10 protein-coding genes are annotated in these 13,231 nt (G+C 65.4%); 8 read left to right on the top strand and 2 right to left on the bottom strand.

Features of this window, described 5'->3' with window-relative positions; all coding sequences use genetic code 11:
- The 5 genes from P5F91_RS04800 to P5F91_RS04780 all read left to right on the top strand — a co-directional run bounded on the left by P5F91_RS04800 (position 1) and on the right by P5F91_RS04780 (position 4,863).
- Positions 1 to 1,383, top strand: coding sequence for a carbohydrate porin (locus P5F91_RS04800; protein ID WP_277906679.1), 1,383 nt, complete (start codon positions 1 to 3; stop codon positions 1,381 to 1,383).
- 72 nt (positions 1,384 to 1,455) lie between these two features.
- Entirely contained in the window at positions 1,456 to 2,391 is a 936-nt protein-coding gene (locus P5F91_RS04795; RefSeq protein WP_277906678.1) for a hypothetical protein, read from the top strand.
- A 41-nt stretch (positions 2,392 to 2,432) separates the two neighbouring features.
- Complete coding sequence (locus P5F91_RS04790) at positions 2,433 to 2,600, top strand: DNA-3-methyladenine glycosylase I (protein ID WP_277906677.1); 168 nt, start codon at positions 2,433 to 2,435, stop codon at positions 2,598 to 2,600.
- 301 nt (positions 2,601 to 2,901) lie between these two features.
- Positions 2,902 to 4,509 carry a P-loop ATPase, Sll1717 family gene (locus P5F91_RS04785; protein WP_277906676.1) on the top strand — a complete coding sequence of 536 codons (1,608 nt, stop codon included), beginning with the start codon at positions 2,902 to 2,904 and terminating at the stop codon, positions 4,507 to 4,509.
- 153 nt (positions 4,510 to 4,662) lie between these two features.
- Positions 4,663 to 4,863, top strand: a complete 201-nt coding sequence (locus P5F91_RS04780) for a (2Fe-2S)-binding protein (RefSeq protein WP_277906675.1) — start codon at positions 4,663 to 4,665, stop codon at positions 4,861 to 4,863.
- 108 nt (positions 4,864 to 4,971) lie between these two features.
- Here P5F91_RS04780 and P5F91_RS04775 read toward each other — a convergent pair whose 3' ends face one another.
- Positions 4,972 to 7,230 (bottom strand): S9 family peptidase, encoded by a 2,259-nt coding sequence (locus tag P5F91_RS04775; RefSeq protein WP_277906674.1) that lies wholly within the window; start codon positions 7,228 to 7,230, stop codon positions 4,972 to 4,974.
- A 366-nt stretch (positions 7,231 to 7,596) separates the two neighbouring features.
- On the opposite strand from P5F91_RS04775, the gene P5F91_RS04770 reads away from it, so the two are divergent.
- The 3 genes from P5F91_RS04770 to P5F91_RS04760 all read left to right on the top strand — a co-directional run bounded on the left by P5F91_RS04770 (position 7,597) and on the right by P5F91_RS04760 (position 11,726).
- A complete protein-coding gene (locus P5F91_RS04770; protein WP_277906673.1) occupies positions 7,597 to 8,286 on the top strand; it encodes a LuxR C-terminal-related transcriptional regulator in 690 nt (229 codons plus the stop codon).
- A 214-nt stretch (positions 8,287 to 8,500) separates the two neighbouring features.
- On the top strand, positions 8,501 to 8,893 hold the full coding sequence (locus P5F91_RS04765) for a response regulator (protein WP_277906672.1): 393 nt from the start codon (positions 8,501 to 8,503) through the stop codon (positions 8,891 to 8,893).
- A complete protein-coding gene (locus P5F91_RS04760) occupies positions 8,877 to 11,726 on the top strand; it encodes an ATP-binding protein (protein ID WP_277906671.1) in 2,850 nt (949 codons plus the stop codon). Before P5F91_RS04765 ends, P5F91_RS04760 begins: the two co-directional genes overlap by 17 nt.
- Here the strand turns inward: P5F91_RS04760 and P5F91_RS04755 are convergent.
- Positions 11,723 to 12,931: a PAS domain-containing sensor histidine kinase gene (locus tag P5F91_RS04755; RefSeq protein ID WP_277906670.1), complete on the bottom strand. Its 1,209-nt coding sequence runs from the start codon at positions 12,929 to 12,931 to the stop codon at positions 11,723 to 11,725. The two genes, P5F91_RS04760 and P5F91_RS04755, sit on opposite strands and share 4 nt — an antisense overlap.
- Between the last annotated feature and the right edge of the window lie 300 nt (positions 12,932 to 13,231).

Genomic DNA, 13,231 nt, shown 5'->3' with positions numbered 1-13,231 from the left:
ATGCGGATGGTCGGCCACGCCCTTTTCCGAACCACGCTGGCGCTGGCCACGGCGCTGGCCTCTGTGCCCGCCCGGGCGCAGCAGGCGGCGGACCAGCCCGGCTTCTGGGACCGTGATGGCCTGACGGGTAACTGGGGCGGCCTGCGCGGCCGGCTGGCGGACAACGGCCTGGCCCTGAACCTGGTCTATGTGGGTGAGGTGTTCGGCCTGACCCAGGGTGGGGTGAAGCGCGACACGGTGGGTGATGGCAGGTTCGAGGCGACGGTGGAGCTGGACGCCCAGACGGCCTTCGACTGGCACGGCCTGCTGTTCCACGCCACCGCCTACGGCATCCACGGCCACGGGCTCAGCCGCTGCTGCCTGCAGAACATCGCCACCGTCAGCAATATCGAGGCGCTGCCCGGCGCCCGCCTGTTCACCCTGTGGGCGCAGCAGGCCCTGTGGGACGGCCAGGTCTCCCTGCGCGTGGGCCAGCTGGCGGCGGATGATGAATTCGTCACCAGCCGGGGGGCCGCCCTGTTCGTGAACGGCACCTTCGGCTGGCAGGCCATCACCGGCGCCGACCTACCGGGCGGCGGCCCGGCCTATCCCCTGGCGACGCCGGGCGCCCGCGTCCAGGTCTCCGCCACGCCGGAGCTGACGGTCCTGGGCGCCGTCTTTTCCGGCAACCCGGCCGGCAGTGCGATCGGCGAGGCCCAGGCCCAGGACCCCAGCGGCACCACCTTCAGCTTCTCCGGCGATGTCTTCACCATTGTGGAGGCGCAATACCAGCCGGCGGATCTGGGCGCCGTGTGGGGGGAAGGCGGCCAGGCGCCGGCCCTGAAGCTGGGCGCCTGGTTCCACGGCGGTCCCTTCAGCGATGAGCACCACGCCGCCAGCGGCCAGACCCTGGCCGACCCAAGCTCCGGCGGTGTGCCGGCGACCCGCCGGAACGACTGGGGCGTCTATGGCGTGGCCGACGTGCCGCTGTGGCACACGGGCGACAAGCCGGACGGGGGCCTGGCTGCCTTCCTGCGGCTGGCGGGCGCGCCCGCCGACCGCAACCTCATCGCCTACTACGCCGATGGCGGGCTGACCTGGAAAGGCCTGCTGCCCGCCCGGGCCGACGACACCGCCGGCCTGGCCGTGGCCTATGCCCAGATCGGCTCCGCCGCCGCCGGCCTGGACCAGGACTACCGCCACTACGGCCGGCCCTATTATCCGGTGCGGGACCATGAGCTGCTGGTGGAGCTCAGCTACCAGGCCGTGGTGGCCGGCTGGGCCACGCTGCAGCCCAATGTGCAGTATGTCGCGCACCCCGGCGGCAACGTCCTGGTGCCCGGCCGCACCACCCCGGTGGGCGACGGCCTGGTGCTGGGCCTGCGCACCAGCGTGCGACTATAGGGGCGATGCCGCTATACTCACCACCCGGACGATGGGTGGAGGCATGGCGTGGTGGGCCTGATGCGGATGGGATTGACGCTTTTGATCGGCGTCCTGGCCCTGGCGGCGCCGGCGCGTGCCGAGCAGGCGCCGGAGGTTCCGGCCTGGCTGGCCGCCCATGTCGGGGAGGGGGAGGGCCAGATCGCGCCCCTGGTCCTGGCCCGGGCGCAGGCGCTCTATCGGCGCAAGGTGGCGGAGGGCGCGGTGCGCAACCCCTGCTACTTCGCCATGGACGCGACGCGGCCCAACACCGCCGAGGATGGCGGACCCGGCCGCCGCTTCTATGTGATCTGCGAGGCCGCGCGGACCTTCCGGGCCATCCCCGCCGGCCACGGCGCCGGCCGGCGCCTGGAAGGTTTGGCCGATTTCGCCAATGGCCGGGACTGCGCCCGGAACTTCGGCAACGCTCAGGATTCGGAACTGACGGCCGGCGGCGCCTATGTCACGGCCGAGATCAAGGACAGCTTCAAGGGCTATTACCGTGCGGCCGGCGGTGGCGACCTGCCTCTGGTGCGGTCCTTCGTGCAGTTCGAGGGGGAGGGCGACGCCGCCAACGCCCGCCTGCGCGCCATCGGCGGCCATGCCGCCCTGACCCTGAAGGGCCTTTGCCGCCGCCGCGACCCGCGCAGCCCCCATGCCGACGCTGACGGCTATGTCCTCCAGGGCACGCTGGTGGACTATACCGGCGGCCGCAGCAACGGCTGCACCAGCTGGTCGCCCACCGACGCCGCCGCCCTCGTGGCTTCGGTGAAGGACGCACCCACCACGCTGTATCTCTATCCCGAGGCCGCCGATATCGCCGCCGTCGCCCATGGCGAGGCGGGCGCCTACTGGAACGCCGCTTGCCTGCGCGCCATCGGTTCCCCCGCCTATTGGCCCCAAGGGGCGCTGGCGCCGCTGATCGCCCAGTATCGGCGCGACCACCCCCCGCCGCCGCCCCGGCCCATCCCCCTCTGCGCCGCGCCGTGAGGCGGCCCGACCCTGTCTTTGCCGAAAGGAGCCCCACGTCGATGAGCCTCACGACATCCGCGCCTGACGGCCGCCCGCGCTGTGGCTGGTGCGCGGCGGCGCCGGAGTTCCTGCACTACCACGACCACGAATGGGGCTTCCCCGTGGGGGATGACCGCCGGCTGTTTGAGAAGCTGTGCCTGGAAGGCTTCCAGTCGTGCTTGGCCTAATGCACCTTTCAGAAAAAGTGCTAAGGACTTCCGGACCACCTTCCATGGCTTCGAGTTCAAAGGGGGCTAGCACAAGCTTTTATCGGCTAATTCTCAAAAATATATAATCAAGAAGTTGCCGACAGGCGAATTTAAAGAATCTAGTTCTTTCTGTTTGGTTTAAATCAAAGAATGCACAAAACACTATCGCAAGATCTCGCCAAGGTTGAATCTATGTTGATGTGCTCCATAAATTGTGGCACTATGAATCGTTATCCTCGGTTGGCCTGTCGCTGCTATTTCGATTCCAGGAGGTAATGCAATGGTTTTAGCTCTGCGCAAGTTGCAAGTCGGCAAGGTGGACGGGAAGCATGAATACCTCACGCCTATAAACGAAAGGGATAGCACAATATTTGATGCATTCCTTATTCCAGAAATCGTCGAACCAGATCGTATGCATAATGGGGATGTGTTTTTTGTTGAGGGATTTAGAGGAACTGGAAAAACATCACTGCTACGGTGGCACGCCGAAAGTGTGAGAAGAAAGGGGTGTGTAACAGATTTTGTTCTGTTTAAAACAGACCTGACCGAATCCCAACGAATGCACATATCCAAAGAGGTCGGCGTATCTTGGTCAGATATTGATGCAAAGAGTATGGAAATATCTCAAGACTTTAAGGCGTCTTGGACCTGGTTCGTCTTGCATAAAATAGGTGAAAACATAAAGAATTTCCCGGATATTTATGAATATGGTAGCGCCGGCTCAATATCAAAAGTGGTTCAGCTCTTGGGTTTGGATGATGATTCCATATTAAAGAAGGCAATTGGCTTTATGCCAAAATTGGACGGCGCTCATGTCAAGGTGCGCGGCAATGCTGGTTTTTTTGAAGCAGAATTAGGGGCTGATTTCAAGAGGAGCGGAGACGGCGGGGAAGTTTCGCTTGATTCTCTTAATAAGAAAATAGAAAAAAATCTTTCAAAGATTAATTTTGTTAAACCTATATACATATATTTTGATGAACTCGAGGCCTTTTACCATACGAAAGAGCAGCATAAGCGTGATCAGCGCATGGTCAGGGATCTTATATTTTCTATATCTAATTTGAATAATGTTTTTCGATCATCGAAATTGCCTCTTCATATATTGGCGGCAGTTCGATCAGAAGTTATAGATACGATGGGTTCCCTCGGTCAAGAGGTCGATAGGCTTGTTCACGATCGTGGCTTTTTGATTTCTTGGCATCATTCTAATAGGTCATTATATCACCCTTTGATGCAGATGATCGCTAAGAAGATTACTGCTTCTGAAAAGGCGGCGGGTGTAGAGGTGAGTGCGGATGCTTTACAGTCCTATTTCGTGCCACAGGTAAACGGAGAATCAATTGACGCGTTCTTGTTGGACAGATCATTTTATAAGCCAAGAGATATAGTATGGAGGCTAACCATAGCTCAGAGACTATTTCCAAATGAGATACTTTTCTCAGATAAGGTACTCAGAGATACCGAGATTGAGTACTCAAGCAAATTATGGGATGAGGTTAGATATGAATTGAGCGCAATATATTCGGATGTTGAGGTCGATTTACTGGAAGACGTTTTTTCTGGCGGCTCCGCATCTTTCGAATTTTCTCAAATTGAAAATAGATTTTTTGAAAAAGCACGTTTGTCCAGTGCGCTTGCGGCCCTAATCGGAAAAAGGTCAGTAAGAGAAATTTTATCTGATTTTTATCGTATAGGTGCGATCGGGAATTCTTTTCGAGCTGGCTCGACGGGAACCGATATGCGCAATAGGTGGTCATTTCGCGGAGATCCCACTCTTCTTGTTGATAAAAGAATGGTTATTCATCCAGCGCTTCTTAAGCGCCTCTCGGCGGTGTCTACGCGTAGAAGAGGTGTCCGTGGTGGCGCCTCCTCCCAAAGGCTTAAATAATGTGATCCGAAGAGCCGCCCGAATTGAATATGTTCATCGACTGCGAAAACGCACCCCGCCCATACGCGAATGCCTCGCAGAATCATCCTTGCCTCTGCGAACGCCTCTCACTATCTTATCCCCCAGATCAGCCTCTGGGTGGATGCCTGCGCCATGTACGTCTGCGTCTGTAACGCCATCAACTGCCGTACCGTCCGCACCCATATCGGGGCGGGGGCGCAGAGCGTGGGGGCGGTGTTCAAGGCCCAGGGGTGCTCGCCCCGCTGCGGCAAATGCTTCGACACCATGCGTGAGATGATCCAGGAAGGTCAGCCGGCCAACACCTCCGAGCCCGTGCTGCGCGCGGCGGAATAAGCGGGCTTCACGCTTCTGCCTTTCCTGCAAAGGCGCCTCAAAAGAAAAGCCACCGACCCGGCGGGATCGGTGGCTTTGTCGTTTCCGGGGCTGGGCGCCGGGGCGCCCTTACGGCGTGCCGGCCTGCGGGGCGCCGCCCGCCGTTACGGCACCAGGGCTGCCGGCCGGCCGCAGGGTGCGGTCGAAGAAGTCCAGCATGGTGTTGTAGCGGTGGATGTTGGCGTAGGTGTCGTAGAAGCCGTGGCGCTGGCCCGGATAGGTCATCAGGTCGAATTGCGTCTCCTGCTGCTGCAGGGCGCGCAGCAGCTTGGTGGTGTTGTCGAAGAAGACGTTGTCGTCGGCCATGCCGTGGATGACCATCAGGCGGCCCTTGATGTTCTTCAAATCCTTGAAGACGCTGGAATCCTCATAGGCCGTGCCGTCCTTGGGGTCGCCCAGGTAGCGCTCGGTATAGGCGGTGTCGTAGAGGCGCCAGTCGGTCACCGGGGCGCCGGCGGCACCGGCGGCGAAAACGCCCGGGGCGCGGGTCAGCATGATGATGGTCATGAAGCCGCCGTGGCTGTGGCCGAAGAAGCCCAGGTGCTGGCCGTCCACGAAAGGCAGGGACTTCAGGTAGTTGGCGCCCTTCACCTGGTCCGCCACCTCCACCGAGCCGAAGTGGTGGTATGTCGCCGACAGGAAGGCCTGGCCCCGGTGCGGCGTGCCCCGGTTGTCCAGCACCATGACGACGTAGCCGTTGCGCGCCAGCACCTGGGTGAAGCCCGTCTGGGCATCGCCCCAGGCGTGGGTCACCAGGGCCGCCGCCGGGCCGCCATAGGCGTTGACGATGGCGGGATACTTCCTGCCGCTGGCTTTGGCCGCCTCTCGGGCCCCTGGCGGCACCAGCATCATGTAGTGCAGGTCGCTGCCGTCATCGGCCTTCAGCACGCCGTATTCCGGCTGGATCTCCACTGCCAGGTAGGGCGCGAAGGGATGGCTGTCGTCCAGCTTGTTCTCGATCAGCCAGGTCACGCGGTTGCCCTTGGCGTCCTCCACCGACAGCTGCGGCGGCTGGTGCGGGCCGGAATAGCTGTGCAGCCAGCTGCCGCCCTTGGCCGCCATGACGGCGCCGTGCCAGCCATCCTCGGTGGTCAGGGCCTTCACGTCGCCCTTGGCCAGGCCCACGGAATAGACGTGGTGGTCCAGCGGCCCCTCGCGGAAGCCGGTGAAGAAGACGCGGCCGGCCGTCTCATCCACCCCGGCCACGGCGTCCACCATCCAGTCGCCCTTGGTCAGGGCGCGGCAGTTGGCGGCCTCATGGTCGCAGAGGTAGAGGTGCTTGAAGCCCGTGCGCTCCGACGCCCACAGGATCTTGCCATTGGCCAGCGCCCGCAGATCCTCGTGCAGGTTCAGGAAGGTCTTGCTCTCTTCCGTCAGCAGGGTGCGCACGGCGCCGGTGGCGGGGTTCACGGCCAAGAGGTCCAGGCGCTTCTGGTCCCGGCTCAGGCGCTGCACCAGCGCTTCCGAGCCGTCGCGGCGCCAGTCCACGCGCGCCAGATAATAGCCGGCGGGATCGCCCAGGTTGACGCTGGCGACCTTGCCGGTGCCGGCGTCCATGATCTGCAGCGTCACCTTGGCGTTGGGGCCGCCGGCGAAGGGATAGCGCTGCGGCACCACCGTCACGCCCTCGGCGCCGTAGTCATAGCGGCTGACCAGCGGCACGTCGGACTCGTCCACCCGGGTATAGGCGATGTAGCGGGCGCCGGGCGACCACCAATAGCCGGTGTTGCGCTTCAGCTCCTCCTGCGCCACGAACTCCGCCGTGCCGTAGGACAGGGTGCCGGCGCCGTCGTGGGTCAGGGCGCGTTCCTGGCCCTGGGCCAAGTCGTAGACATACAGGTTGTTGCCGCGCACATAGGTCACCAGCTTGCTGCCGGGGGCGAAGCGGGCGTCGATGGCGGCGTCCTTGGTGGCGGCGCTGTCGGTGATGCGCTTCGGGCTGCCGCCCAGCGGCATGACGAAGACGTCGCCCGCCATGGGGAACAGCAGGGTGCGGCCCTCATCATCCCAGCCGTAATCGACGATGCCGGTGTCGCGGATGCGCTGGCGCTCGCGGCGGCCGCGCTCCTCCTCGCTTTCCTTGGCGCTGAACTGGTTGCTGTCGACCAGCAGGCGGTCGGTGCCGGCCTTGATGTCATAGGCCCACAGATCGGTCTTGTTGGCGTCGTCGGCCTTGGCCTTCAGGTAGGTGACCAGGGTGCCGTCGGGGGAGAATTTCACGCCGCGCGCCCGGGGGCCGTTCAGCGCCGGGCTGCCCAGCATGCGCTCCACCGTCAGGGCGGGCCCGGACCCCGCCGGGGCATCGGCCGCCAGGACGGGCGTCGTCATCAGCGCGCCCGCCAGAACCGTTCCCGCCAGAACCTTTCCCGTCAGAATGTGACGCCAAGCCCCCATCGCCGCGCCGCCGCGGCCGGCGCGCCCCACCATTCCCATATCGACCTCCCGAGGCGGCGCGCCATTGCAGGCCGGCGCCGCTGGTTTAGACCCAAGCTGCCCGGCACCGTATCTGATGCGACGGACAAATGTAAACGGGAGGCCTGTTGGCGCCGCCGCCGGTGGCGATTGGCACCCTGTGCCAAAGCGTTGTTTTGAAATTGTTGTTTTGGGCGGAGCGCGGGCGGATGATGGCCCGCAAGAACGGCGCCGCGCAACGGACGCCACCGTTGGGGGATCGTGGGGGCGGAGGGGGATGCCGTGGAACGTGCCGCGAATAGGCCGATGCGGGTGCTGGTCGCCGACGACCACCCCATGTATCGCGACGCGCTGGAACTGTACCTGACGCGGGACTGGCCGCAGGCCAGCCTGACCGCCGTCGGCTCGCTGGAGGAACTGGACGCCCTGGCGCAGCAGCCGGAGGGGCAGGACTTCGACCTGGTGGTCATGGATTGGCAACTGCCGGGGGGCGAGGGCGGCGCCGGGATGGACCGCCTGGACGCCGCCGGCATCGACGCGCCGGTGGCGGTGGTCACGGGACATGATGACGCCGCCATCGCGCGCGAGGCGCTGACCCGCGGCGCCTGCGCCTTCCTGCCCAAGACGCTGTCCAGCGTGGCCCTGGTGCAGATGCTGAAGGTGGTGGCGGTGGGCGGCAGCGTGGTGCCGGCGGACGTGGCCCTGCGCATGGCGGGGGCCCTGCCGGCCCCCTTGGGCGATTCCGGTTCGGGCGCCGCGTCCGACAGCGGCGGCCTGCTGACGGAGCGGGAGTGCCAGGTGCTGGAGCATCTGGCCGGCGGCGCCACCAACAAGGAGATCGGCCGGGTGCTGGACCTGCAGGAGGTGACGATCAAGCTGCACACCCGCCGCATCCTGCGCAAGCTGGGCGCCAAGAACCGGGTGGAGGCGGTGACGCGGGCGCGCGATCTTGGCCTCTTGGGTGGGCCTTAAGGCTTTGGGAATGAAGGAAACGCAGGGGCGGTTGGCGCCGGGCGCCGGGCATGGCGACCATGCAGGGTTGTGGGATAGCGGCGCACTATCCCCCGCTATCCCTATTCCCCGGACCGATAGCCTTCGTGGCAGGTGCGGGTGGGAATGGTTGCGGTCATATGCGCTCCACAACCTGGACCCCCAATTCCTGTTCATCGCCCGAAAGCCTATCCCAATGAGCGCCATCCTGATCGTCGACGACAACGCGTATTTCCGCGACTATCTGTGCGAGGCGGTTCGGCGCCTGGGATACGCCCCCATCATGGCCGCCTCGGCCCGCGAGGGCCTGTCCGTGCTGGCCTCCCAACCGGTGCGTGCCGTCATTTCGGATCTGCTGATGCCGCAGATGGATGGATTGGAATTGGCCCGGGCGATCCGGTCGCAGCACCCCCGCATGCCCCTGCTGATCCTCAGCGACGGGCCGGAGGCCATCACCGCGCCCTGCCTGCGCGCGGCGCAGCTGATCTACGGGGCCGCCGTCTCCGAAAAGAGCAGTGGCGACCTCGGCACGATGCTGGCCGACTTCCTGGCCCAGCCAGGGAAGGAGGCGCGTGAGCCTGCGGCCTGACGCCCATTCCGAGCGGACCCCGCTCGCGCAGGGCAGCATCACCACCCGCCTGCTGCTGATCCTGGTGCCGCTGGTCCTGCTGGCGGCGGCCGGCACGGCCTTCGTGGCCGTCCGCACCAGCCGCGCGGTGGTGGAACGGTTCGCGGTGGATTACGGCCAGGACCTGGCCGACAAGCAGGCAGGCGAGATCGCCGCCATCACCCGGGAAAAGATCGCCTTCGTCGAAGGCTTGGCCCGCCAGGTGGAAAGCATGGTCGCCACCGGCACCAGCGACCGGCGCCTGGTGGCCAAGTATATCGAGCGCACGGCGGTGGCCCATCCGAACTTGGTGGGCTTCTGGTTCCTGGCCGAGCCGGACTTCATGGGCCCGGACCAGGCGTTCAAGGATGGCGACCCCACCCTGGGACTGCCGGAAAGCGGGCGTTTCGCCACCTATTACGTGGCCGATGGCCAGGGTGGCGTGAAGGCCAGCGAGATCCGCTCCGACTTCTATCACGACGAATATTACACCCGTCCAGCCCAGTCCCGCGTGCGCCAGGCCATCCCGCCCTACCTCTACACGGTGCTGGGCCGGCCCGTCTGGATGATCTCCTACACCATTCCCGTGATCGTGAATGGGCGCCTGATCGGCGTGGCCGGCACCGACCTGTCGCTGGAGGCGCGGGCGCAGGAATTGGACAGCCGCCGGCCCCTGGGCGGCAACATCTACATGATCAACCGCGAGGCCAACTGGACCTACCATCCCGACCACGCTCTGCTGGCCACCAAGGCCACGGTGGGTGAGGGGGCGCAGTTCCAGTTGAGCGCGGATGAACTGGCCAAGGTGCTGAAGGTCCAGCCCTATGAGGTGGAGCGGCTGGACAAGAACGGCCTGCGCATCCGCCGCTATGCCGTGCCCATGGTGTTCTTCGAGGGCGACAGCCGCCGCCTGCTGCTGCTGGACGTGCCGGTGCAGGGCTTGAGCGCGCCCTTTGCCGGCATCGGCACCGCCATCATGCTCGCGGCCCTGGCGACGGGGCTGCTGGTCAGCCTGGTGCTGGTGGCGGCCGTGCGCGCCATCATCGGCGTGCCGCTGGCGCGCATGGCGCGGACCATAGACCTGCTGGACAAGGGCCAGGCCGTGGCCGTGCCCGACACCGGGCGCAACGACGAGATCGGCGGCATCGCCCGCGCGCTGGACCGCTTCCGCGGCACGTTGGCGGAGCGTGACCGCCTGCGCGCCCAGGTGGAAGAGCGGACGACGGCGCTGGAGCGCATGCTGGCCGGCGTGGGCGCCGCCCAGGACGCCATCGTGCTGTTCGACCGGGATTACACCGTGCTGTACGCCAACCCCGCGGCCATATCCCTGCTGGGCGCGCCGGACGAGGCGGCGGTGGTGGGCCAATATTGGCGGAACCTGCTGACGCCGGAGACGGTGGCCCGGTCGGAAGAGGGATACCAGCGCCGCCGCGCCGACCTCATGTCCACCGGCTATGCCCACATGGTGAGCGAGACGTGGGAGAGTATCTGGGGCCGCACCATGGAGGCGTACGAGACGACGCTGAGCCTGCGGCCCAACGGCGACATCGTGATGGTGTTGCGCGACGTTTCCAACGCCCGCCGGGTGGCGCGCGAACGCGAGGAATTGCAGCGCCAAGTCCTGCAGCAGGACAAGATGGAGGCCATCGGCCGGCTGGCCGGCGGGGTGGCGCACGACTTCAACAACCTGCTGGGCGCCATGCTGGGCTATGTCGAGTTCCTGCTGGACGATCTGGACCCGCAGGACAAGGCGCACAGCTATGTCGCCCGCATCAACGCCGTGGGCAAGCGCGCCAAGGAGCTGGTGGGGCAGATCCTGACCTTCGCCCGATCGGACAAGGGGGAGCTGCAGGCCGTATCCCCAGTGGCGGTGCTGGAGGATGCGCGAGGCATCTTGCGCTCCGCCGTGCCGGCCACAACGGAGATGAGCTTCCAGATCGCGGGCTCGGTGCCCAATGTGCGCGCCAATCCCACCCAGCTGGTCCAGGTGCTGATGAACCTGGTGATCAACGCCCACGACGCCCGCCGGGGTGAGGGCGGGCGCATCCGTATCCGCCTGTTCCCCGGCCCCGCGCCGGAGGATGCGCGGGTAAGGGAAGGGAGATGGACCGAGCATGAGGCCCTGCCCTTCGACAAGGCCCGTCCACACGTGGTGCTGGAGGTGGAGGACGAAGGCCACGGCATGACCATGGAGGTCATGACCCGCCTGTTCGAACCCTTCTTCACGACCAAGGGCAAGGGCCGGGGCACCGGCCTGGGGATGCCCGTGGTCTACGGCATCGTCCGCGCCCATGGCGGTGGCATGACGGTGATGTCGGCAGAGGGCGAGGGGGCGCTGCTGCGAGTCCTGCTGCCGGTGGGTGGCCCGGGCGCCGTGGCGGCCCCCATGCTGGCATCCGCGGCCGTGAAGGCGGCACCGCACCGCCGCCTGCGCATCCTGGTGGTGGACGACGCTGCGGAGATGGGCGACATGCTGCTGGAAGGCCTGTCGCGCCGGGGGCATGAGGTCGCCATCTGCGAAACCCCGGCCGAAGCGCTGGAGGTGTTCGAGGAGAATCCGCTGGCCTTCGACGCGGTCGTCAGCGACCAGACCATGCCCGGCATGACCGGCATGGCCCTCATCGCCCTGCTGAAGACCCGCCGGCCCGACCTGCCCTGCGTGCTCTACACCGGTTACAGCGAGCGTTCGGATGAGAAGGCGGTGCTGGCGGGCGGCGCCGATGCCTTCTTCCTGAAGCCGGTGGTGGTGGAGCGCCTGGCCGCGAAGCTGGAGACGCTGTGCACCGTGCGGCCGGGGGGGCCGCATAAAGTCTAACGCGCCGCCGGTGTCGGCAGGTGCAGGGTGGCGACGGTGCCGTTCAGCAGGGAACTGGCCAGATCCAGGTGGCCGCCCAGCATGCTTGCGATGCTCTGCGCGATGGGCAGGCCCAGCCCCAGGCCCTGCTGACGCGCGCGCGCCTGCAGGATGACACTGCCGAAAGGCACGGCGGCGGCCTGCAGCTCCTCCGGCGACATGCCGCGGCCCTGGTCGATGACCCGCAGGGTCACACCCTCCCGCCGCTGGCCGATTTCCACCACCACCGCCTGGTCGGGTGGCGAGTAGGTCAGCGCATTGGTCAGCAGCTCGGTCAGGGCGCGGTTCAGCAGATTGCCGTCAATCTCCAGCACGCAGGGCGCCGTCGTTTCCGCATCATGCTGGACGCGAACGCGCTTGTCCCGTCCGCCGCCGAACTGACGGACCAGACGGGTCACAAAGGGCTCGAGCTCGATCAGTTGCAGCTCGCTGGCGATGGACCCCGATGCCAGGCGGGTATAGTCCAGCAAGCGGTTGATGGTGCGCAGCAGCCGGTTGCCGGCGCTGGTGATCTCACGCAGATAGTCGTCGCGCTCCGCCACCTCGTCCTGGTCCAGCTGGCCGATCAGGTCGCCAAAGCCGAGGATGGCGTGCAGCGGTGTGCGCAACTCATGCGTCACCAGGCCCAGGAAACGCTCCTTCGCCTCGTTGGCGCGCTGGGCCTTCTCGTTGGCGGCGCGCAGGGCCTGCTCCGCCTCCTTGCGGGTGGTGATTTCCTCCACCGTGCCTTCGTAATAAAGGGGTTGGCCGTTGACGTCGCGCACCTCGCGGCAGGTCTCGGAAATCCAGATGATGGTGCCGTCGCGGCGGCGGATGCGGGACTCAAAGCCTTGGACCACGCCCCGCGCCCGCATCTCCGCCACGAAGGCCTCACGCCGGCCGGCGTCGACATAAAGCTGCACGCCGATATCGGTCAAGGTACCCAGCATGTCTTCGCGGCTGTCATAGCCATAAAGCCGGGCCAGCGCCGGGTTGGCATCCAGGTAGCGGCCATCGACCGTGGTCTGGAACAGGCCCCAGGGAGCCTGCTCGAACAGGCGGCGATAGCGGTCCTCGGGATGGGCGGTGTCGGCCTCCGCGGGCGCCTCATGAACCGCGGCGACCATCTGGATGGGAGCGTCGGGGAGGACGGGCGTGTCCAGCGCGGCCGGGGTGGGAACCGTCATGGCGGGTGGGGGCTCGATAGCCAAGGATACCGGCAAACCTGTCAGCAAACACGCCTCCGCGCGCGACCCTTCATCGGGTCCAATACGGACATCAAGTACGGACATTCACGGACCTGATGTCCCCATCCGGCGTCCGTGGGCATCCCACGGGATGCACAAGCGGGGCAGGAGCGCACGAGGGTATCCGGGTCCACAAGCGACCAGATCAAAAATACGAAAACAATACGGACGCCGGCTTTTGCCAGCGTCGGACCCCATTCGTTTTTAATCATAAGGGGCGGGCGGCCCCAGGGAACCGCC

It is taken from the genome of Nitrospirillum amazonense (assembly GCF_029594735.1).
Classification (GTDB): Bacteria; Pseudomonadota; Alphaproteobacteria; order Azospirillales; family Azospirillaceae; genus Nitrospirillum; species Nitrospirillum amazonense.
The sequence above is the reverse complement of the archived record's forward strand: the minus strand, read 5'-3'. Positions and strand labels throughout refer to the sequence as shown.